The sequence below is a fragment of the Mucilaginibacter angelicae genome (assembly GCF_042434235.1).
GTDB classification, from domain to species: domain Bacteria; phylum Bacteroidota; class Bacteroidia; order Sphingobacteriales; family Sphingobacteriaceae; genus Mucilaginibacter; species Mucilaginibacter angelicae.
This window is the reverse complement of the sequence record NZ_JBHLTS010000022.1, coordinates 1107606-1130845: the sequence shown is the minus strand read 5'-3', so window position 1 is coordinate 1130845 and position 23240 is coordinate 1107606. Positions and strand designations below refer to the sequence as shown.

The window sequence follows — 23240 nt, the reverse complement described above, 5'->3', positions numbered from 1 at the left end:
TGCCTTTAAATTTCGTTATAAAACAACAAAGCCCGGCTGAGATGCCGGGCTTTGTTGTTAATGTCCTTATACATGTTTAAATGCAAGGCAGGGGTATAATGCCTATTTGCTCTTCAATACCAATGTTTTGCTTTGCAAACCATCGGCTGAAGCAATGAACGTTATTGCACCTGCCTTTTCTTTAGCTTGTACAATAGCCAGCGCAAGGCCATGGAATGCTTTGCGATAATCTGCCTTGAATGGATCATGACTAACAGGGTCGCCGTTATCAACGCTGGCAATAAAGCCTTCGCCGTTGATTTTGAAGTTTACCTTGTTGTCGGCATCAGGTACAACGTTGCCGTCTTTATCTAATATTTTTACAGTGATAAACGACAGGTCTTTGCCATCGGCTTTGATCAGTGAACGATCGGCAATCAGTTCGATTTTGGCAGGGGCGCCTGCCGTACGGATTTCGCGGGTTAAAACTGTTTTGCCGCTTTTGCGCGATACTGCCTTAAGGGTCCCTGCTTCAAATTTTACACGCCACATCACGTGCAGGTCGTCGCCGGTTTTCTTTTGGATGCCTAACGATTTACCGTTCAGGTAAAGTTCAACTTCATCGGCATTGTTATAGTAAGCCCAGATATCAATCATTTTACCAGGTTGCCAGTTCCAGTGCGGGAAAATATGCAATACCGGTTTGTTTGTCCACTCGCTTTGGTACATATAGTAAACATCCTTAGGGAAGCCGGCCAGGTCAATGATTCCAAAGTATGAGCTGCGTGATGGCCATGAATACGGGGTAGGCTCGCCAAGGTAATCAAAGCCCGTCCAGATAAACATGCCCGAAAGAAAATCGTACTTTTTCATCACCTTCCAGGTCATTTCATGAGTTGAGCCCCATGGTGGTCGGGTATTGTCGTAAGCCGATACATTGTTGCCTTCTCTTACAAAAGGTTTATCATAGTTGGTAGGCCAAACCCTGATACTATCTGATGGCATTTCATAATAACCGCGTGTTTCCAGGCCCGAAGTAGTTTCGGTAGCAATGAACTTTTTACCGGGGTAGCGGTCATGAAATTTAGCATAATCAAACTGGTGATAATTATAGCCAATGAGATCAATAGCACCTGATTTTACAATTTTGTTGGTAGAATCAGGCCTATCATTAGCTGTGGTAATAGGGCGGGTTTTATCCAGGCTGTGCACAATGGCCGCCAGTTCGGGAGCAATACGCAAAGCACTTGTGTCTGCCTGCTGAGGGATTTCGTTACCGATACTCCAGATCATAATGCTGGGGTGGTTACGATCACGTTTCACCTGATCTTCCAGGTCGCGTTTATGCCATTCTTTAAAAAACAGGTGATAGTCGTAAGTGGCCTTTTTCCATTCCCAGCAATCAAAAGCCTCGTCCATTACAATAAAGCCCATTTTATCACAAAGGTCAAGCAGTTCGGGCGCCGGAGGATTGTGTGAAGTACGAATGCCATTGCAGCCCATTGCCTTTAACATCTGTAACTGGCGTTCCAACGCCCGGTTATTTACCGCGGCACCAAGGCTGCCGAGATCATGGTGATCGCATACGCCCAAGATCTTCATCGGCTTGCCATTCAGGCTGAAACCTTTATCGACATCAAAGTTAAAATAGCGGATGCCTACAGTAGTGGTGTATTCATCAATCAACTCTTTGCCTTCCAATACTTGTGTTACCGCTTTATACAAATAAGGTTTCTCAACCGACCATAACACAGGGTTTTTCACTGTAAGCGTATTATCAGTTGTTAGTACAGCGTTTTTAACCAGTGCTGCTAATGTAGCCTGTTCGCTGCTTGCAACAATTTTACCGGTGGCATCATAAAGTTTAGTGCTGATAAATAATGATGGTGAAACCTCATTATTATGCAGTTGCACCTGTACATTAACTTTGGCTGATGATGTGCTTACATCGCTTGTAGTTACATAAGTTCCCCAATGATCGATGGCGATTTTGTTGGTGGTTTCGAGCCACACATGGCGATAAATACCCGAACCCGAATACCAGCGGGAGTTAGGCTGCACCGAGTTGTCAACCTTAACAGCGATAACGTTGCTGCCGCCGAAGTTTAAGTAGGGAGTAAGCTCATACCTGAACGAGATATACCCGTTTGGCCTGAAACCAAGGTGATGCCCGTTGATCCATACATCACTTTTTTGATATACGCCATCAAAATCAATATAAACCAGTTTGCCTTTTGATGCAGCCGGAACAGTGAATGTTTTGCGGTACCAACCGATGCCACCGGGCAAAGCGCCGCCTTCGGGCGTGGCTGGATTATCTTTTGAAAATTTGCCTTCAATACTCCAGTCGTGCGGGAGGTTGAGTGTGCGCCATTTACTGTCGTTCAGCGTTACCTTTTCGCCGTTATCAACAGCACCAAGGTTAAAGCGCCAGCTTTTATCAAAATCAAGTTTCTGCCGGCTTTGGGCAAAAGGTTTTAACGCGGCCAGCATCAGGATAGCAAACAGGCACACATACTTATAAACCTTAGCCCCGTGGGATTTTATTGATGACATAATATCGTTTTGGGATTAATTGTATTTTGGACACTAAATTATAAATAATAGCCCAAAAGCAAAGGAATACCCAAAATAAGCGCATTAAAATTCCGGATTACTGTTACAATGAAATTGGCAGGTGAAGAATGTCTTTAAATAAAAATGCTTCAGGATTTTCCCGGGTACATTTTTATTTGATTATTTCATATCTTGTTGCTAATTACCAATAACCAGCTATGCCTCAGCAACGTAAAGCCAAAATCGCTTCAAGGGAAAACAGCGATAAGCAGGAAATCTATACCGTTAGGGATTGGAAAGAATATGTAGGCGAATCGTTACTGATCGTATTCAGTGTTTTTCTGGCGCTGTTTTTTACCGAGGTTATCAATAGCCGGCATGAAAAAAACGAAACGAAAGAATTGATCCGCAATGTCCGGGCCGAACTCATCCGCAATAAACAATATACTGCCGAGCAGTATACATATGATCAAAAGGTACTAAAGTCGATAAACTCCGCTTTGGTTAATCCGGAACTGCAAGAGAAGATTATATCAAATGATGAGTTTCATCTGAATTACATTGCACCGGCTGGCGTGCTGTACAGATATCTCGATAATATAGCCTGGGATGTTGCTAAAAGTCATAACATTCTCTCAAAGATAGATTTTAAAGAAGCATCCTTACTTACACGCATCTATGACGAACAATCGCGCATTATGAAGGTTGAGGACGAGGTTGCCAAAGTAATGTTTAACCCCGAATCGCGCAAAACTCAAAACGCGCATGCAACACTAATACTGATCAGGGATAATTACCATGCCTGGGCGTTTGACAGGGCGCCGGGTTTAATTAAACAATATGAGCAGGCCATTGATATGTTGAAAGAGGAATAAAAACAGCCCCCGGTGAAAACCGGGGGCTGTTTTTATTAAATAGGTGTTTTAATGTACCCTGTCAGTTTTGTATACTGTCAGTGGGCCATCTAAAATATCAGTTATCTGCTGTTTGAATAATTGAAAATGCTCTTGCTTAACATGCTGATCAAGCCCTTCCTGGCTGGCCCAGGTTTCATGGAAAACAAACTGGGTTTCATCAGTTGTTGATTGGTAAAGCTCATATTGTAAACAGGCTTCTTCCTGTTGCGATGCTGTTACCAACTCATCTAAAATAACTTTCATTTGGGCAGTTGCGCCGGCCTTACATTTCACTAAGGCTGTTATGTAAATTTTCATGGCTGTGGGTGTTTTGTTGGGTAAATAGCTTGTTTAAGTGCTCCTGGTAGCGTTGCAGATTCTCATCAATATTAGCGTTTTTCATTACATCATAAAAGTGAATACTATCTAATTGCTGCATACCGGTAAAGGCATTCATGCGGTGAAAACCAAACAGCGGGCCTTCGTCAACACTGTGTTCATTAAAAAACTCGCCGGGTAAGGTAAAGGCGGTAACAGGGGCGTTCCATGAGGTGGTAAGCATGTACTTTTTGCCGTGCATCAGGCCGCCGGTGCCGTAATTAATACCCGGGTTTTCGGCTGTGCGGCCGTCGCTGCGATAAATGCCGTTTTGATAACCCGCAGTAAAAACTTCATCTATATATTTTTTAAAAGCGTGTGGCACCTGGAACCACCAAACCGGGGTGTGGTAAATAATCACATCGGCCCATTTATAGTTTTCAGCTTCCTGCATAGGATCATAAGCGTTATTAACATCGGTTGAGCGTACTTCAAAATCAGGGTGTTCGGTAAAATATTGTACGGTAGCATCCAATAATGTTTTGTTAAACCTTCCGCCGGAGTGACCGAAGATCTGTCCGCCGTTTATTACAAATATGTTCTTCATTTATTTTCTTGTTTTAATTTTCATCAAAATTACGGCGGCTTAATTCATTATTAAAATAGTTTAATTTATACATTTGTATCATAATTATAATAGATAGATTATGGTAAATTTTGAATGGTTCCGCACGTTTAAGGCGATCTATGAAACCGGCTCATTAACCGGGGCTGCCGAAACACTATTTATTTCCCAGCCGGGAGTGAGCCTGCATTTAAGCTCGCTGGAAAGTTATGTGGGCTATAAGCTGTTCGATCGTACTTCACGCAAAATGGTATCGACAGAGCGGGGAAAGATTTTGTATAACTACATCCAGGAATCTATTTGTAAGCTGGAGGAAGCTGAGCGCCATTTTCATAAAAGCACCGAAAAGGACGTGCCTACTATAAGTATAGGTATGTGCTTTGAAACTTTCCAGTTTACGCTCGAATCCTATTTACCTACACTGCCTTTTAATGTGATCATTAAATTTGGCGAATACCCCGAAATGCTGGCCGACCTGGATAGCGGAATCCTCGATCTGATAGTAACCCCTCATAAAGGCGATTATAAAACCCTTGAGTATAAACCCTTTTTTAAGGAACGGATAGTAGTGCTGGCCGGGGCCCAAACACCAACGGCAGCGTTTAATGAACTGCTGAAAACAAAAGACCTTAACCAGATCCAAACCTGGCTTAAAGCCCAAACGTGGTACGGCTCATCGGGCGATATGGAACACCTGCGCCGTTTCTGGCATATCAACTTCGGTAAACGGCCCGATTTTAAGCCCAACTTTATTGTGCCCAACATGGGTTCCATTATCCGCTGCCTGAGCGATGGCAAGGGGATAGCGGTGATCCCCGATTTCCTTTCGAAAAAGGAACGCGACAGTGGGAATATCAAACTGCTTTGGGAAGGGTATAATTTAATAGAGAACACGCTTTACTTCGGCACCCGTAAAAAATCTATTTATGCAGAGCAGATAGCTATGATTCAGGGGATTTTTGAGCGGGAGATGGTGTGATGATTTTAAATTATAATTTATGAGCTTGAATTTTTAATAAAACATGTCATTGCGAGGAGCACAATAGGGATGTGCGCTGGGCGCGACGTGGCAATCGCATGCTATACAGAGCTGCTATGCTTCCGTGCGATTGCTTCGTGCCTCGCAATGACATGACTTTTATGTAAACGGGTAGCTATGTATCAATGTGATGGTTTATCAAACTATCGGAGCCGCCGTAAATATGCTTGTATAATACTTACGATAAGCAAACAGCAGAAAGATTTCTAAAACTATAACCACCGATCCTATAGGTAAACCTGCCGGTGCCAAAATGGCATGGAACAGGAATATATTAAGCGCAATAGGCAGCAACAACAATACAAATAATGCTGTATAGCGATTGATGATTAAAAACAGACCGCTCGCTATTTCAATTACCTTCATGTATTGGAAAAAATAGCCCGAACCGAATAATCCGCCACTAAAGGCCTGTGCCTTATCTGTCATGGGCGGTTGTGCCATGTGCAGGAACTGGAAAAAGAAGTTTAAACCAAACACCACGAAGATGAGGCCCAGCAAAGTGCGGGCAATTAATACTGCAATTTTCATAATTAAAAGGTTTATATACGTTTGAACACTAAGTTTAGTAATTTAATTGACATATTCAAATCGCCCTCATCTCTAACCGTTTAAACAGGCATTACTTTTGATAAAGCGGGGTATATGAACATTCAAAAAATAACTTTCGGCAACGGTTGCTTTTGGTGCACCGAAGCCGTTTTCCAGGCTCTTAATGGTGTAACATCAGTAATCTCAGGCTATATGGGTGGCAAGGTTTTAAACCCAACTTACGAGCAGGTTTGTACCGGCGCTACCGGTCATGCCGAGGTGATCCACCTGGAGTATGATGCCGATGTGATCTCGTTTGATGAATTGCTATTGGTTTTCTTTAAAACCCATAACCCAACCACACTTAACCGTCAGGGTGCTGATGTAGGCACACAATACAGGTCGGCAATATTTTACTATACCGATGAGCAAAAACAGGCTTCAGAAGCCATGATCAAAACCCTTACTGATGAGCATGTTTTTGATAACCCTATTGTAACTGAGATAACCCCTGCCAGCACATTTTACAGTGCCGAAAATTATCATCAGAATTATTTTAATGATAATCCGGGCAATTCGTATTGCGCGTTTGTTATCCAGCCAAAACTCAATAAATTTGCTAAGGAGTTTAAGGATAAAATAAAACCGGAGTTGTTGTAACAATACACTGTGGTCATCCCGAATTTATTTCGGGATCCCACTTGATAAGTCAACGCTATGGCCAATGGGTGTATGGGGGGCTGAAACGAGTTCAGCATGACATATAGTTTAAGTTTATCCGGAAAGAGCTCCCATCAACCAAAATGAAAAAAAGCTATAGCTATCTACTATCAGGCCTGTTATTATTTACCGCCTGTTCATCAGTTAAAAAAACAGGTACTTCAAATACCAGCATCACCAATGATGGTAAGATCTGGGCTTCTTTATGGCAGCAGCGGGCGGCGGAATATAAGGCTTTATGCTTTCAGGCCTATAATATAGCTAAGCTGAGGGTTGATGAGGGAATTAAGAGCCCCGGCGATAAACCGCTGGCCATTGTTACCGACATTGATGAAACTGTGCTGGATAACAGCCCCTACGACGCCCACCGCGCCTTACAAAATTTAGATTACAGCGATGCTACCTGGAAACAATGGACGGATAAAGCCATTGCAGATACTGTACCGGGTGCACCTGCCTTTTTAAAATATGCAGCATCAAAAGGGATCACCATATTTTATATTACCAATCGCAATGAAAATGAGCGGGCAAGTACCCTTAAAAACCTGCAGTTATATGGCTTGCCCAATGCAGATGATGAGCATTTGCAGTTAAAAACAACAACCTCAAGTAAGGAGGCACGCAGGCTTAACGTTTTAAAAACACATCATATCCTGCTGCTTTGCGGCGATAATCTGCCCGATTTTGATTTGTTGTATGATAATCACCCGGCCGAGGATAACAGGACTACAACTACGCAAAAGCTGCAAAAAGAATTTGGCAGCAGGTATATCGTTATTCCTAATCCTTCATATGGCGATTTTGAAGGTGCGCTGTTTCAGTTTAATTACAAGCTTAGCCCGGCCCAAAAAGATTCGGTGATCAGGGCGAAGATCAAAGCTGATCAATAAAGCCCTGGTTATTTAACGGTTGACAGCGGACGGCCCATCAGAACGTACTTTATAACTTAGTTATTTGTATTTACGTATATTTACACGATAATTCCTCCGTGGTTTTGATTGTTTTATATAGCTGAAAGCTTTTTGCTTAGTTTAATAAAATAATTGAATGTTTGGGTGGTGTCATAATCTTGTGGCAAAATGTGCATAAAACGCAAATAAATTGCAAATTTGCATACTGCATTATTCAGTTAACCCCTGTTTAACTATGAGTGATAGAACTATTCTGGTTTGGTTTAGAAATGACTTGCGCATCAATGATAACGAAATTTTGTTAGAGGCTGTACGCAAGGCTGATAAAGTACTGCCGGTTTACTGTTTTGATCCTTATTATTTTCAGCCCACCGCAAGCGGTGCGCCAAAAACAGGAAGTTTCAGGGCAAGGTTCTTATTAGAAGCCGTTGCCGATCTTCGCAAAAATTTACAGGGTTTTGGTGCCGAGCTCATCATCCGTATTGGTAACCCTGCCGAAGTGATCCCGCAGCTTGCCGAAGAATATCATGTAAACGAGGTTTACCATCATCGTGAGGTTGCTTACGAAGAAACAAATATTTCCGAAGAGGTTGAGGCCGCCCTATGGAAAATGAGGCTTAACCTCAAGCATTTCATTGGGCATACTATGTACCATAAGGAAGATCTTCCTTTTCCGATAAAGGATATTCCCGATAGTTTTGCTGTTTTCAAAAAAAAGGTAGAACGTGACAGTAATGTCCGTTCGTGCGTGCTAAGGCCCGATCATATCAATGTGCCCGAAATTACCGATGCCGGCGAACTGCCAACCTTGCAGCAGTTGGGTTTAAATGAACCTGTTGACGATATGCGCGCTACCGAGTATTTTCAGGGTGGGGAAACCGCAGCCCTTGTACAAATGCATAAATGCTTTGCCAATATTGACCAGTCTGTTAAGCAAAAAAACAACCGTAATGGTGCTGATTGCTCCTCAAGGCTTTCTCCATGGCTTTCTATAGGGTGTATTTCACCGCGGCAGGTTTACTGGGAAATTCAGAAATATGGCAGTAACGGCAACCTGTTAAAGCTTGAATTGCTTTGGCGCGATTATTTCAGGTTTATGTTTAAAAAACATGGGCAAAAATTTATCAATGCCAAAGAAGAGGCCCAGGACCTTGCACCTGATGCCGACCTGCTGTTCCAGAAATGGAAATATGGCGAAACGGGAGTGCCACTGATAGATGCCGCAATGCATGAGCTTAATGCTACCGGCTTTATCAGCAACCAAAACCGGCAGATAGTGGCGGGCTATCTGGTAAACACCCTCAAAGCCGACTGGACACAGGGTGCTGCTTATTTTGAAGAAAAGCTTATTGATTATTCGCCGGCCAGCAACTGGGGCAACTGGGCCTTTATTGCCGGTGTTAATGATGCTAAGGAAAGCAAATATACCATAGCTACCAAACTACCCAAAGAGCTTGAAGCCAAAACCGATTTCGTAAATACCTGGCAGCCCTCATCTATTGATGAAGCGGGAGATTTGGTTGAGGCCTGAGCAGAGAAGGTTGACTAAGCCTTTATTAAAAACGGTTCAATAGATACACAAAAACATTCTTCCTGGTAAAATATAGTGCGTCGGCCAGCGTTAGGGATTGCAGTGTAAAGCCCACAGCGCGGGTTGGGATAGCGCACAGGAAAAGCGAGGACTTGGAACGAAAAGCCCGGGCCGCAGGCAACGCCCAAAGTTACTTTATGGAATAGAGATCACCATTGCCGTTCTCCAGCAACATAGTTATCAATGTTTACATTACCCTACATAGATGCTCCTAAGCCATATATAGAAGACAATTTAACACCAGTTTTCTTTGCCCCTGGTTTACTAATCAATAATTCAAGCCTTTTAAAAAGACTTTGCTTCGATGGTTTATCGAGGCGTTCAATCTGTAATAGAATGTCATTGATTTTTGAGTCATATTCATGAATATAAATTTAATAAAGATAGAGTCATGCCCTTACATGGCATTTTATATTAATTACATATTCAATAATCAAAAAAACACATGCTTTGTTACTAACGGGTAAAATCAGCCTAATAGTGGTTAAATTTCTTTACAATTAATTATGAAGTATATAAGGGTATATGCTTACTTTTGTACCGTTTTAAAGATCAGTTTCACATGGATCGTCTCAATTATATAAATAGCGGAAACGCTGCCTACATATCTTCCCTATACGAACAGTACAAGCAGGAACCGGAGTCGGTTGATTTCGGATGGCAAAAATTCTTTGAAGGATTTGATTTTGGTAAAGACAGCGATGCCTCTGCCGCACTTTCGCCCGCAGCCGCTGTTGGCGAAGCTACTCCTGAACACTTTTTAAAGGAGATCAACGTATTAAACATGATAGATGGTTACCGCTCGCGCGGGCATTTGTTTGCAAAAACAAACCCAGTTCGCGAACGCCGCCATTATTACCCGGGCAAGGAGCTTGAAACTTTTGGTTTGAGCGAAGCCGATCTTGATACCGTTTTTAACGCCGGTGTTGAAGTTGGTTTGGGCGCTGCCAAATTGCGCGATATCCGCCAGCTGCTTGAGGATACCTATTGCCGTTCAATAGGTGCGGAATATAAATACATCCGTAACCCTATTAAAATAAAATGGTTTGAAGAGCGGATGGAAAGCCGCCGCAACACACCTTCTTTTACGGTTGACGAAAAGAAGGAAATGCTTTACAAGCTAAACGAGGCTGTTACCTTCGAAAACTTTTTAGGTACCAAATTCCTTGGTCAAAAGCGTTTCTCATTGGAAGGTGCCGAAGCACTGATCCCTTCAATGGATTCGGTAATTAAAAAAGGTGCCGATCTGGGTATTGAGGAGTTCATCATCGGTATGGCGCACCGTGGCCGTTTGAACGTGCTCACCAACATTATGGAGAAAACCTATAAAGAGGTATTCTCTGAATTTGAAGGTAAAAACTATGATTCTGAGTCACCTTTTGGTGGCGACGTTAAATATCACTTAGGTTTTTCGACCGACGTGCATACCAAAAACGGTAAAAAAGTTCACCTGAGCCTTTGCCCTAACCCATCGCATCTGGAAGCTGTTGACCCGGTTGTTGAAGGGATTACCCGTTCAAAAATCGACTTTAAATATGGCGGCGATCATTCAAAGATCGCTCCGATCCTGATCCATGGCGATGCTTCCATTGCCGGTCAGGGTATAGTATACGAAGTTTTACAAATGGAAAAACTTGATGGCTACCGCACAGGCGGCACCATTCACCTGGTTATTAACAACCAGATAGGTTTTACCACTAATTATAAGGATGCCCGTTCAAGTACCTATTGTACCGACGTTGCTAAAACTGTGCTTTCGCCGGTTTTCCACGTTAACGGCGATGATGTTGAAGCTTTAGCCCATGTAGTAAACCTGGCTATGGAATACAGGCAGGTATTTAATGAGGATGTATTTATTGATATCCTTTGCTACCGCCGCTATGGTCATAACGAGGCTGATGAACCTAAATTCACCCAGCCGCTGTTGTACAAAGCTATTGAAGCACATCCTAACCCGCTTAAAATTTACAATCAGAAACTGATAGACGAAGGCAGCATTGATGCCGAATTCTTAAAATCTATCGAAAAAACCTTCAAGGATGAGTTACAGCAAAAGCTGGACGAAGTAAAATCTGAAGAAAGGTTTACGGATACCATTGCCATGTTTGAGGGTGCCTGGAGCGGTTTACACCTGGCAAGCCATAAAGAACTGGTAAAAGCCATTGATACATCTGTAGCCGAAGAAGAGTTACTGGAAATTGGTAATAAACTAACTGTTTTGCCGCCCAACAAAGAGTTTTTCAAGAAAATTGAAAAGCTGTTTGAAGACCGCAGCGCTATGGTGAACAAAACCAAAGTGTTTGACTGGGCTATGGGCGAGTTGCTTGCTTACGGTACCTTATTAAAAGAAGGTTACCCGATCAGGTTAAGCGGAGAGGACGTAAAACGCGGTACTTTTTCACACCGTCATGCAGTGTTAACGCTGGTTGATTCGGAAGATGAATTTACGCCGCTTGCTACTATTAATACTGAAGCTAAGCTGAGCATTTATAACTCTTTATTATCTGAATACGGCGTTTTAGGTTTTGAGTATGGTTATGCTCTTGCAAACCCTAATAATTTAACTATTTGGGAAGCCCAGTTTGGCGACTTTTTTAACGGTGCGCAGATCATTGTTGACCAGTATATTGCCAGTGCCGAAACTAAATGGCAGCGTGGTAATGGTTTAGTAATGTTATTGCCTCACGGTTACGAAGGCCAGGGCCCTGAGCACTCATCTGCACGGGTTGAACGCTTTTTGGAGCTTTGTGCCGATGATAACATTCAAATTGCCAACTGTACTACACCTGCAAACTTCTTCCATATTTTAAGGCGTCAAATGCACCGCGATTTCCGCAAGCCTTTGATCATCTTTACACCAAAAAGCTTATTGCGCAGCCCTAAATGTGTTTCGCCGATTGAAGATTTTACCAGTGGTAAGTTCCACGAATTGATAGATGACACTTACGTTGATCCTAAAAAGGTAAAACGCGTATTGCTGTGTACTGGTAAGGTTTATTACGACCTGCTTGATAAACAACAGGCCGATAACCGTAAGGATGTAGCTATTGTACGTGTAGAACAGCTTTACCCAACTCCGGTTACCCAGATCCTTAAAGTTAAAGCCAAATATGAAAAGGCCGAATTTATATGGGTACAGGAAGAGCCTGAAAACATGGGTGCATGGCCTTACATTTGCCGCAAATTCCATAACGATAAGGTGATTAACCTAAGCGTTATTTCGAGGATAGAAGGCAGCAGTACTGCAACCGGTTTTGCTAAGCAACACGCTGCCCAGCAGTTATACATAGTTTCAAAAGCTTTCGAGGCGCCTGCCGGTAAAGTGGTTAAAGAAGCAGTTAAAAAAACAACAAAGAAAATGGCTGATGCCGGGGCTGATTGATTTTTTAATTAATTATCCCGATAGCTGTCCATTAAAAAATATAAAATCTACAATACTACAATATGAGCTTAGCGATTAAGGTGCCTACCGTAGGCGAATCAATTACTGAAGTAACCCTGTCGAGCTGGAAAAAGAAAGACGGCGACCGCGTAGAAATGGACGAGGTTATTGCCGAACTGGAATCAGACAAGGCTACTTTTGAGCTTACTGCCGAAAAAGCCGGTACTTTAAAAATCGTTGCCAATGAAGGCGATGTACTACCAATTGGCGCTGTTGTTGCCAATATAGAAGATGGTGGAGCTGAAGCTGCTGCTCCTGCCGCACAGCCACAGCCTGAAGTTGTAGCTAACGCACCTGCTCCGGCGCCTGTTGCTGCTGAGCCTGTTGCCTCTACCCCGGCCCCTGCATCATCAGGAGCGTCTGTTGAAATTAAAGTGCCGCCTGTAGGTGAATCTATCACCGAGGTTACTTTATCCCGCTGGATTAAGAAAGATGGCGACGCCGTTGCTATGGACGAAGCTATTGCCGAACTGGAATCAGATAAAGCTACATTTGAACTTACTGCCGAAAAAGCAGGTACTTTAAAAACTATAGCTAAAGAAGGTGACGTATTAGCTATTGGTGCTGTAGTTTGTACCATTGAAGGTGCAGGTGCTTCGCAATCTGCCGCTATCCCGGTTACCCCGGCTGTAGTTAGCGCTGCCGATGAATCGCCACGGGGTGGCGCAGCTGCCGAAAGTGCTAAAACTTATGCATCGGGTACACCATCACCGGCTGCTGCCAAAATATTAGCAGAGAAGGGTGTTGATCCGAAATCAGTACCTGGTTCGGGTGTTGATGGCCGTATCACTAAAGGTGACGCTCTTGGTGCACAAGTACCAGCCGCTAAACCTGCAGCTCCGGCTGCTCAGCCTGCCGTAGCACCTGTTGCAACTTCAACAAGTGGTGCGAGGGACGAGAAACGTGAGAAAATGACTTCACTGCGTAAAACTGTTGCCAAACGTTTAGTAGCAGTTAAAAATGAAACAGCCATGCTTACTACCTTTAACGAGGTGGATATGCAGCCGATCATGGAGTTACGCGGTAAATACAAAGATAAATTTAAAGAGAAGCACGGTGTAGGCTTAGGCTTCATGTCGTTTTTTACCAAAGCAGTTACTGAAGCTTTGAAGGATTGGCCGGCTGTTGGTGCGCGTATTGAAGGCGAAGAGATTGTATACAGCAATTTTGCTGATATCTCGATTGCTGTATCTGCCCCTAAAGGTTTGGTTGTTCCGGTGATCCGTAATGCCGATAGCATGAGCCTTGCCGAAATTGAAAAAGCCATTGTAGTGCTTGCAGGTAAAGCCCGCGAAAACAAACTGACTATCCCTGAAATGACCGGCGGTACATTCACCATTACCAACGGTGGTGTATTTGGTTCGATGCTGTCGACACCTATTATCAATGCGCCGCAATCGGCCATTTTAGGTATGCACAATATCATTGAGCGCCCGGTAGCCGTAAATGGTCAGGTAGTTATCCGCCCTATGATGTACCTTGCCCTGTCATATGATCACCGGATCATTGACGGACGCGAGTCAGTAAGCTTCCTGGTAAGGGTTAAACAATTACTGGAAGATCCTACAAGGTTGTTGTTAGGAGTTTAATATTTTATAAGATATACATAAACGACAAAAGCCCGGATTTCCGGGCTTTTGTCGTTTACATTCCCCGCGTCATTGCGAGGTACGAAGCAATCCCCAATGTGCAGAGAAACCTGCTTAGCTACTCTGTAAGTCGGGGATTGCTTCGTACCTCGCAATGACGGGAGTAAATAAGGGGGCAAATAAAAAAGGGTTCGGCAACTGCCGAACCCTTTTTTAACGTTTATATTGTATAATCAGATCTTTCCAAAGATCTCAGCGAGCTTATTCTCCAGATCTTCGCCTCTCAGGTTTTTACCTATGATCTTTCCATTAGGATCTAACAAAAAGTTTTGGGGGATCCCGCGTACTGCATAAAGATCGGCAGCCTTGCTATCCCAGAATTTAAGGTCGGATACGTGGTTCCAGGTAAGGCCATCTTTGTGGATAGCTGCAAGCCATTTATCTTTTGCATTTGGCCTATCCAATGACACGCCAAGAATAGTGAAGTTTTTTACTTTGTAGGTATTGTAAGCCTTTACCACGTTAGGGTTTTCACGGCGGCAAGGACCGCACCATGAGGCCCAGAAATCTATCAGCACATATTTGCCGCGGAATGATGACAGGCTAACCATTTTACCGGCAGTATCAGCTTCAGCAAATTCAGGTGCTGTAGCACCCAATGCCACAGCCTTTAATTTAGGCAGGCGTTCAGCAAATTTTTTGCCTGCTTCGGTTGCTTTAATAGCAGGACTGAAGTTGTTAAATAATGGGGCAATATCTACGTAATCGGCACTATAGGCATATGATTCAAGTGCATTAAGGCTCACATATGAATCGGGGTTTTCCTGGATGAATTTTTTGTTTATTAATGCGTCCTGGTCGTCTATCTTTTTTTCCTCAGCGTTCAGCGCGCTTAGTTGTTCGGGAGTAGCTGTTTTACGTTTTGCAGCAAGTGCTTCGTAAGCATCGTTAGTTGGTTTTTCGGCAAGGTTATATCTCTCGTTATCGTTATTTGTTTTGGTGCCCTCTATTTTTGCATTAGCTACCTTATCAGTTGCAGTTACGTTAATGGTGCCCGGCTCCAGGTACAGGGAACGATAGTCTTCAGAGCTTTGCAGGCCATTACCTTTGGGGTTAAGTAGTATATAACCACTTACTGGCGATGTGCCGATTTTGCCGGTAAATTTGAAGTTGCCGCCGTTCAATACTGCGGAATCAACAATTAGTTTACCTTCTTTACGATATTCTACATACACCTTCGCGGGGGCGTTGTACTCACCAATTTTACCTTGAACGGTATATTGGGAATCCTGTGCAAAAGCTAAAGCAGGGACGCTTGCAATTGCAGTTAATGCTATTTTTTTAATTGAGGTCAAGTTCATATCGCAATATAATAATTTTTGCTGAGCAGTTAATAGCTGATCATATGCATGGTGAATTTGACATATAAATGAATATATGCTCATACTATACTAATAACTAACCGCTAACCAATTAATTATACTTGCCGAATAACTGTTCCAGTTTGGCATCAAGGTCTTCCCCACGCAGGTTCTTGGCAATGATCTTTCCCTGCGGATCGATCAGGTAGTTTTGAGGGATAGATGTTACCGAATATAAGGCAGCCGCCTGGTTGTTCCAGAATTTAAGGTCGGATAGTTGTGTCCAATCCAGGCCGTCACTCTTAATGGCAGCCAGCCAGGCCGATTTACCGTCGGGCCTGTCTAACGAAACCCCAACAACAGTGAAGTTCTTGTTTTTGAACCTGGCATAATTACGTGCTACATTCGGGTTTTCCTGGCGGCAAGGGCCGCACCATGATGCCCAAAAATCAAGCAATACATATTTACCCCTGAAGGATGACAGCTTTACGGGATTGCCGTTAACGTCATTTTGTATAAAGTCGGGAGCTTCGGAGCCGATGGCAGTCACTTTTAAGGCATCAAGCTGAACCTTCATCATTTTGCCTGCTTCGGTGTCCTTTATACTTTGCGATAATGAGTTGTATAATGGCTCAACTTCGCCAAGGTCGGGAGCGGGGCCGCTTACCGAAGTTAAGGCCAGCAGACTTAAATAACTATCGGGGTTGGCTGTAATAAAGCTTTTCAGGGTTGTTTTTTGCTCAGTTTGCAGGGCTTTATACCTTGCCTGCATAGCACTCCTGAAAGCTGCTGATTTTTGCTGCTCCGGCGATGCGGCTTTGGCTTCGGCCATTAGTTTTTCGCCTTTTTGGTTGATGGCTTTTAACTGGGCCTGCAGTTTTACGTTATCCGCATTAAGTTTGGAGCCAGTGATCTGGGCATTATTTACAGAATCTTTACTGGTGATGGTTATAGTGCCTTTTTCCAGGAAAAAATCTATATCATCGGCGGTTTTTGAAATGAGGCTGCCATTATCGGCATATTTATAATTGCCATCTATAAATTTTTCGAGTGGTAAGCCTTTATAGTTAAGGGCTATTGTGGCATTAACAGGGTTAAATATGGTGCCGGTAAATGAAAATGCCCCGTTAACCACATTGGCCGAATCGGTAACATTGTTAGCACCCAACTGGTATGATAAATATACTTTGGCCGGTGTGGTAACATTGCCTATTTTACCGTTAATAACAAAAGTATCTGTAGCCTGTGCAAGCGCCGTTACCGGCAACATAGCGACTATGTAAAAAAATAATTTCTTCATTAAAATATATAAAAACTCTATGCTGCTAACGCTTGAGTAAGGGTTAAAATTGTGAATATCAGTTTAATTTTTGATAGGTGCGCCACCAAAGATCAGGTAATTCGCCGGATGTTGCCGTTTTATAATCGGCATAACTGCAGGGCACCAAATGAAAACGCTCATTGGGCGAACCCGCTGAAGGGTAGGGAACCTGCATCCACCAGCGGTCGGATTTTTTGCTTTTTACAAATACCACTTCCTGGTCTTCATGGGTTAAGCTGGTTTTATAAATGAGATACTGCGATTTTGGGTTAAGCGGAAAATCGCGCTTGCGATTATAAAAGCCATCAATAAAATACCAGATCATTTGCGCCAGTTGCCAGGCCGTTTGGCCGTTGCTGTCATAAGCCGGGTTAAATTCATAAAAGCCAATGGATGTAAGCTTATCATTAAAGCCGGCATAACGGCAAAGCTGGCAGGCCTCTTCGCCATAAAAACCATTTGGTGTGGCATTGGCGTTGCCCATAGCATCGGCAGCGCGGATAGCGCCGATATCGAAACTTACCATGCTGGCGTTACGGATAGCAGGTTCGGTAACGGCAACATTGCCGCTCAATTCGCCTAAACGGTGTACATCAAAATAAAGCTTATCCATTACCCGCAGGCTGTCCTGGCTTACAAAATAAGTTTGATAACCAAGATTACTGTAGTTAAACAGGTAATTGGGCTCATGAAGGAATATTTTATTGAGATAGGAGCCGGAGGTAGTTTCGATACTGCCGCCGTGGTCATCCTCGTCAAGGTCAAAATGCGAATCGATCACCACCAGGTCAACCTTTTGTTCCAAATCCTCATAACCCATATACTGGGCATAAGTAATATCCTGTCCGCCGCCTAAAATAACCGGGATGATGTCTTTTTTGATCAGCTCGCTCACTACGGTTTTAACTGCGAAGTAAGTATCAGTTACTTTTTCGCCGGCACGGATATTACCCAGGTCTACGATTTTTACAGTATAGCCGCCTTCATTTAGCTGGTAAAGTTTTTCGCGGATATAATCAGGCCCAAGTGAGCAGCCGGGGTTGCCCACAGCGTTACGATCGTCCATAACACCGATAATGGCGATATCCGTTTTTTCTTCCAGGTCGGGAAAATCGACGGAGTAATGCACAATTTTATCGCCAAGCTGGCTGGTATAATAGCCTTTTTTAGGAGCTATCTTTTTAAGATCAATCGGCGTAAAAAAATCAGCTAATGACATAATTGTTTAATGTGCAGATTTCAGATGTGCAAATGTGATTATAAATGTGCGGATTTCAAATGTGCAGATGTGTAAATGATTTTAAGGCATTTTAGATTACATTTTATCGTGTTGTAAAGGAGTTCATATCGTAGATGTGTGCATCAAAAATAATCTGCACATTTGCACATCTGAAATTTGCACATCAAGGAATGATCTTAATAACAGGAGCAACTGGTTTTCTCGGGGCCGAACTGGCAAAACTTTTGGTAACCACTACCGGCCAACGCATCCGCTGCACTAAAAGGGCAAGCTCTGTAATCCCAAAGCTCCTGTTAGCATACCAGGAAAGTATCGACTGGGTTGATGCCGACATGATGGATATTTTTGCACTTACAGATGCGCTGGATGGTATTACACAGGTTTATCACTGCGCCGCCTGGGTATCATTAAAGCGGGCTGATAAAAAGCCGATGATCAGTACTAATGTTACCGGGACTGCCAACCTGGTTAACCTTTGCAATGAGCGCGGTATAAGGATGGTACATGTAAGCTCAATAGCTGCCATCGGCGCTGCCAAACCGGGGGAGTTAATCACCGAAAATCACCACCTGGAGCAATCAACAGAAAATGATGGCTATGCCATATCCAAATTAGAGAGCGAGATGGAAGTTTGGCGCGGGATTGCCGAAGGTTTGGATGCCCTTGTTGTTAACCCTTCGCTTATTATAGGTGCAAGTGCCGGTACTGAGGGCAGCGGTGCTTTATTCAATACCGTACGCAGGGGGCTTAAATTTTACACCTCCGGTACCATAGGTTTTGTTGATGTGGAAGATGTTGCCAAATGCATGGTGGGTTTAATGAACAGCGATATCACAGCCGAGCGTTACATCATCAGCGCCGAAAATCGTGATTATAAAGGCATGGTTACCGAGATTGCTAATGAGTTTGGCATTAAGCCGCCCGCCACCTTCGCTAAACCATGGATGATGGAACTGGCCTGGCGTGCGGCTGCCGTTGGAGCTGCATTAACTGGCGGCGTTCCGGCTATCGACAAAACATCGGCGCAGGCAGCTTCATTAACCCGCGAGTTTGATAATTCAAAAATTAAAAAAGCAATAGGGTTTGAGTTTAAACCCATCAGCCTTACTATTAAAGAAATTTGCAAAGCCCTTGCCTGATCATCCGCCATTCAAGCTGTTGGTAATTATTTAATTTCATAATACTATATTGCAGTATCTATAACCAATGCAAGCTGATAAAAGAAACCACCTGATAGACTTATTAAGGATTATTGCTGCTGTCGGGGTTGTACTTTTTCATTTTGCATATGCAGCAGCAAATACCCACAACTGGTATTATTATATTTGCCAATGCGGGTATTTAGGCGTCCCCATATTTTTTACCATAAGCGGCTACTGCATCTTAATTGCCCTGCAGCATGCTAAAAAGCCATCTGAGTTTATTATCCGGCGTTTCTTCAGGATTTTTCCGCCATATTGGTTTAGTTTGCTTTTGATATGCGTAATAGTATTGCTGTTGAGGGTGCTGACAGGCGCAAATTCGGTTGCTGTACTTCCCAAAAGTATTGCCGGTTTTGCGGCGACTTTAAGTTTGCTCACCAAACCGGTAACAAGCATCCCTACCATAAACTGGGTATACTGGACATTATCTTTCGAGGCTTTCTTTTATATCGTAGTTTATATCTGCTCTTTTTTTAAAAAGCAGTATTTTACTATTGCGCTGCTCCTGGTAACTTTATTAAGTATTGTTTTGCCTGTATATAAATCGGGTGTGTTTTTCTTTTTAGGGTATTGGCCGCTGTTTAGCATTGGCATTGCAGTTTATCAGCTGCTGCATTATTCAGCTTCAGAAAAGCTGCTGCCGGCTGTATTATTGGCTTTTTCAATAGCCGGTTTTTATACAACACATCAGCAGTTTTATTACGTGCTGGCATGTTTTATAACTGTCCTGTTAATTGTCATTAACCATTTTGTACCGCTTAAAGATAACTTTTTAAGCAGGCTTGGTGATGTATCCTATTCTCTTTACCTGATCCACGTACCTATCGGTATTTATATTTTTAACCAGTTTAAAACGCCGGTTATAAAACAAAATCTTTTTTACTGTATCCCTTTTGAAATGGGGCTATTGGTATTGCTGATATGGTTATCAAAATTAATGCACAAGTACATTGAACTGCCGGCTATTAAATACGGCAAGCGGTTTAGCAGATAACCATTCTAACAATCGCGGATAATTACCTATAAATTCTACCTGTTCTATCAGCAAATTTTTTGCACATTTGCACCCAAGATGGAGCAGTACTTTATTATTGATTTCGACAGTACCTTTACACAGGTTGAGGCCCTTGATGAACTGGCCCGCATATCTCTCAAAAATCGTCCCGACCGCGAAGATATCTATAAGCAGATTGAAGATTTGACCAATGCCTCGATGGAAGGTAAGCTATCCTTTACCGAAAGCTTAGAGCGCAGGGTGAAATTGCTTAACGCTAATCGCGATCATTTAAAGCAACTGATCAGCCATCTAAAAAAGAAAGTCTCAACTTCTTTTTCGCGTAATACAATATTCTTTAAAAATCACCAGGACGAGGTCTTGATCGTATCAGGCGGTTTTAAAGAGTTTATTACTCCGGTAGTAACCGAATATCACATTAAAAAAGAAAACATCTACGCCAATACTTTTGAGTTTGACGAAGAAGGCAATATCATCGGCTACGACCGCGAAAACCCGCTTTCGCAGGAAGGCGGTAAGGTAAAGCTGCTGAAAGAGCTTCAGCTGCCGGGTGATATCTATGGTATTGGCGATGGTTACTCGGATTTCCAGTTAAAGGAATCGGGGATGATCAAAAAGTTTTTTGCTTTTACTGAAAATATCGAACGTAAATCGGTAGCCGAAAAAGCCGACCATATCACCCCAAGCTTTGACGAGTTCCTTTACCTGAATAAGCTACCGCGCGCCATCTCGTATCCTAAAAACCGCATTAAATGTTTGGTTGTGGGTAATGTTGATGAAGATGCACTGGATCAGCTAAAAAAAGAGGGCTACAACATGCGCCACCGCGAAAGTGTTGAGGAAAAATACCTTGAAGAAGCAGGTGTAATGTTTTGCGACGAAGATAATCAGCCAAGTGCCGAACAGGTTCAAAATGCCGGCAGGCTAAAAGTTATTGGTGTTTTTGGCAAATGTAACCGCAAGCTGGCTGATGCTGCTGTAGAGAACGGGATCATCATATTTGACGACCCTAAGCATAATCCACACAGTAACGACTTTCTGCCAAAAAGGGTAATGGCTTTCATGAATGAGGGTAAAACACATACCAGCTGTAACTTTCCCGATCTGCAGCCACCGCGTGTTAACAACGCTCACCGTTTAATTCACATTCATAAAAATGTGCCGGGGATCCTGGCCAAGATAAACGATGTATTTGCCCGCCACAATATTAACATAGTAGGAGAGTTTTTGGTTACCAACCCACAAATTGGTTATGTAATTACCGATGTTAATACAGGCTATGATACCGAGGTACTGAATGAGTTAAAGGCCATTGAGCATACCATCAAATTCAGGCTTTTATATTAATCTTTGGCTTCGATATAAGGAACAACCAATACGGGGATCAACGATTTATTGACCACTTGCTCAGCAACGTTGCCTAAGAAGAATTTATCGATACCGCTACGGCGATGGGTGCCTATAACTATCAGGTCGGCATTAAACTCCTTGCTGCATTCAATAATACCCTCGGTTGTTGAGCCGTATTGAGTAAATTGAGCTATTTCCAGTCCTTCGCCCCATTCTTTTGCTGCCTGGTTGAGTAATGTTGCAGACCGGTTAACTTGTAACGTTTCCAATTCTGTGCCTGGCAGGTTTAAATTGGGATCAAAAGGCATCCCCAGTAACCCCTCCTGGGTATCAACAGGTACTACTATAGGTTCAACTATATGTACCAGGCCAACTTCGGCGCCATAGGTATGGGCTATATCAAAGCCGTAAGCTGCTGCATAACGTGAAAATTCGCTTTCATCAATGCCGATGAGTATCTTCCTGATCTTCATAACAATATTATAAGGCTTGTATCCATTATAACAACCTAATACGGATATGTTTTAGCAGTATACTATTTTATTACCTTTGAGGTATGCATTTTTCTCCCGAAATTGAAGACAGGTTAAACCAGTTACAGGAAAAGTACGAAGCCATGGGCCAGGATATGAACTCCTATCTGGATGGCTTGCTTTATGCCGATTTTTTAACCTATTGGGATTATATCCACCTGGATACCCTGCTTAGCTTACAAAGCCCTAAAACACCTTTTCCCGACGAGGAGATCTTTATCATTTATCACCAGATCACCGAACTGTATTTTAAGCTTGCCCTGCATGAGTGCAAACAAATTGCCGAAGCAAGCCAGCTTACAGTTGAGTTTTTTATTGCGCGGTTAAAACGGATCAACCGGTATTTTGGTGCTTTGACCCACTCATTCGGGATTATGGTTGATGGCATGGAGAAAGAGCAGTTTTTAAAGTTCAGGATGTCGCTGCTGCCTGCAAGCGGTTTTCAATCCGGGCAATACCGCATGATTGAGATCTATGCTACAGATTTTATAAACCTGGTTGCCAAAGATAAGCGCGAGGAATTGCAGCAGGCCACTATAGATGAGCAATTTGAATACCTGTACTGGAAGTTTGGTGCAACTGAACTATCAACCGGTAAAAAAACTTTGACGTTAAAACAGTTCGAGAAAAAATATTCAAAAACATTTATTGAACTGGGTAAGGCTGCTGTTACACATAACTTTAATACACTGGCTAAACAGTTTGAAGCAGCTTCGGAGCTAACACCTGAATTGCGTAACGAATTACGCCAGTTGGATATCAACGTAAATGTAAACTGGCCGCTGTCACATTACAAATCGGCTGTGCGTTACCTGAACCGTGAGCCCGAAGATATTAAGGCAACGGGCGGTACCAACTGGCAAAAATACCTGCCTCCGCGCTTTCAGAAAAGGATTTTTTATCCCTGGGTATGGACGGATGAAGAGAAGGATAACTGGGGTAAAGCCTGGGTTGATGATGTGCTGAGCGGTGTTTAAAGTTGGCAGGCGATTGTCATAATTGCGCAGCTTATATGTAATAA

Annotated in this window: 19 protein-coding genes; 11 read left to right on the top strand and 8 right to left on the bottom strand. The window is 43.0% G+C overall.

The window, feature by feature from the left end; all coding sequences use genetic code 11:
• Positions 1-102 precede the first annotated feature (102 nt).
• Complete coding sequence (galB, locus tag ACFFGT_RS16990) at positions 103-2535, bottom strand: beta-galactosidase GalB (protein WP_377023717.1); 2433 nt, start codon at positions 2533-2535, stop codon at positions 103-105.
• Between the two features lie 218 nt (positions 2536-2753).
• Here galB and ACFFGT_RS16985 point away from each other — a divergent pair, with 218 nt between their 5' ends.
• Positions 2754-3410, top strand: coding sequence for a hypothetical protein (locus tag ACFFGT_RS16985; RefSeq protein WP_377023716.1), 657 nt, complete (start codon positions 2754-2756; stop codon positions 3408-3410).
• 48 nt (positions 3411-3458) lie between these two features.
• Here ACFFGT_RS16985 and ACFFGT_RS16980 read toward each other — a convergent pair whose 3' ends face one another.
• Both ACFFGT_RS16980 and ACFFGT_RS16975 read right to left on the bottom strand, forming a co-directional pair.
• Positions 3459-3749: a putative quinol monooxygenase gene (locus tag ACFFGT_RS16980; protein WP_377023715.1), complete on the bottom strand. Its 291-nt coding sequence runs from the start codon at positions 3747-3749 to the stop codon at positions 3459-3461.
• Positions 3715-4356 (bottom strand): NAD(P)H-dependent oxidoreductase, encoded by a 642-nt coding sequence (locus ACFFGT_RS16975; RefSeq protein WP_377023714.1) that lies wholly within the window; start codon positions 4354-4356, stop codon positions 3715-3717. The genes ACFFGT_RS16980 and ACFFGT_RS16975 overlap by 35 nt, the downstream gene beginning before the upstream one ends.
• Before the next feature lie 100 nt (positions 4357-4456).
• Between ACFFGT_RS16975 and ACFFGT_RS16970 the strand changes: the two genes are divergently transcribed.
• Positions 4457-5353, top strand: coding sequence for a LysR family transcriptional regulator (locus ACFFGT_RS16970; RefSeq protein WP_377023713.1), 897 nt, complete (start codon positions 4457-4459; stop codon positions 5351-5353).
• A 198-nt stretch (positions 5354-5551) separates the two neighbouring features.
• Here the strand turns inward: ACFFGT_RS16970 and ACFFGT_RS16965 are convergent, their stop codons facing one another.
• Complete coding sequence (locus ACFFGT_RS16965) at positions 5552-5944, bottom strand: DoxX family membrane protein (protein WP_377023712.1); 393 nt, start codon at positions 5942-5944, stop codon at positions 5552-5554.
• A gap of 114 nt (positions 5945-6058) precedes the next feature.
• Between ACFFGT_RS16965 and msrA the strand changes: the two genes are divergently transcribed.
• The 5 genes from msrA to odhB all read left to right on the top strand — a co-directional run bounded on the left by msrA (position 6059) and on the right by odhB (position 14197).
• Positions 6059-6604 (top strand): peptide-methionine (S)-S-oxide reductase MsrA, encoded by a 546-nt coding sequence (gene msrA / locus ACFFGT_RS16960; RefSeq protein WP_377023711.1) that lies wholly within the window; start codon positions 6059-6061, stop codon positions 6602-6604.
• A 143-nt stretch (positions 6605-6747) separates the two neighbouring features.
• Positions 6748-7554 carry a 5'-nucleotidase, lipoprotein e(P4) family gene (locus ACFFGT_RS16955; protein WP_377023710.1) on the top strand — a complete coding sequence of 269 codons (807 nt, stop codon included), beginning with the start codon at positions 6748-6750 and terminating at the stop codon, positions 7552-7554.
• Between the two features lie 256 nt (positions 7555-7810).
• Positions 7811-9106 (top strand): DASH family cryptochrome, encoded by a 1296-nt coding sequence (locus tag ACFFGT_RS16950; RefSeq protein ID WP_377023709.1) that lies wholly within the window; start codon positions 7811-7813, stop codon positions 9104-9106.
• Positions 9107-9728: 622 nt separating this feature from the next.
• Positions 9729-12548 (top strand): 2-oxoglutarate dehydrogenase E1 component, encoded by a 2820-nt coding sequence (locus tag ACFFGT_RS16945; RefSeq protein WP_377023708.1) that lies wholly within the window; start codon positions 9729-9731, stop codon positions 12546-12548.
• A gap of 62 nt (positions 12549-12610) precedes the next feature.
• A complete protein-coding gene (odhB, locus tag ACFFGT_RS16940; protein WP_377023707.1) occupies positions 12611-14197 on the top strand; it encodes a 2-oxoglutarate dehydrogenase complex dihydrolipoyllysine-residue succinyltransferase in 1587 nt (528 codons plus the stop codon).
• A gap of 233 nt (positions 14198-14430) precedes the next feature.
• On the opposite strand, the gene ACFFGT_RS16935 is transcribed toward odhB, so the two are convergent.
• From ACFFGT_RS16935 to ACFFGT_RS16925, 3 genes are all read right to left on the bottom strand, one after another.
• Positions 14431-15558, bottom strand: coding sequence for a redoxin domain-containing protein (locus ACFFGT_RS16935; protein ID WP_377023706.1), 1128 nt, complete (start codon positions 15556-15558; stop codon positions 14431-14433).
• Positions 15559-15670: 112 nt separating this feature from the next.
• Positions 15671-16858, bottom strand: a complete 1188-nt coding sequence (locus tag ACFFGT_RS16930; RefSeq protein WP_377023705.1) for a redoxin domain-containing protein — start codon at positions 16856-16858, stop codon at positions 15671-15673.
• A gap of 58 nt (positions 16859-16916) precedes the next feature.
• Positions 16917-18098 (bottom strand): formimidoylglutamase, encoded by a 1182-nt coding sequence (locus ACFFGT_RS16925; RefSeq protein ID WP_377023704.1) that lies wholly within the window; start codon positions 18096-18098, stop codon positions 16917-16919.
• A 191-nt stretch (positions 18099-18289) separates the two neighbouring features.
• Between ACFFGT_RS16925 and ACFFGT_RS16920 the strand changes: the two genes are divergently transcribed.
• From ACFFGT_RS16920 to ACFFGT_RS16910, 3 genes are all read left to right on the top strand, one after another.
• Positions 18290-19258: an NAD-dependent epimerase/dehydratase family protein gene (locus ACFFGT_RS16920; protein WP_377023703.1), complete on the top strand. Its 969-nt coding sequence runs from the start codon at positions 18290-18292 to the stop codon at positions 19256-19258.
• Positions 19259-19325: 67 nt separating this feature from the next.
• On the top strand, positions 19326-20315 hold the full coding sequence (locus ACFFGT_RS16915; protein WP_377023702.1) for an acyltransferase family protein: 990 nt from the start codon (positions 19326-19328) through the stop codon (positions 20313-20315).
• Between the two features lie 78 nt (positions 20316-20393).
• Positions 20394-21683: an HAD-IB family phosphatase gene (locus ACFFGT_RS16910; RefSeq protein WP_377023701.1), complete on the top strand. Its 1290-nt coding sequence runs from the start codon at positions 20394-20396 to the stop codon at positions 21681-21683.
• Here the strand turns inward: ACFFGT_RS16910 and ACFFGT_RS16905 are convergent.
• Positions 21680-22159 (bottom strand): universal stress protein, encoded by a 480-nt coding sequence (locus ACFFGT_RS16905; RefSeq protein WP_377023700.1) that lies wholly within the window; start codon positions 22157-22159, stop codon positions 21680-21682. The two genes, ACFFGT_RS16910 and ACFFGT_RS16905, sit on opposite strands and share 4 nt — an antisense overlap.
• An 83-nt stretch (positions 22160-22242) precedes the next feature.
• Between ACFFGT_RS16905 and ACFFGT_RS16900 the strand changes: the two genes are divergently transcribed.
• The gene (locus tag ACFFGT_RS16900; protein ID WP_377023699.1) at positions 22243-23196 is read left to right on the top strand and encodes a tryptophan 2,3-dioxygenase family protein; all 954 of its coding nucleotides are present in this window, start codon (positions 22243-22245) and stop codon (positions 23194-23196) included.
• Positions 23197-23240 lie beyond the last annotated feature (44 nt).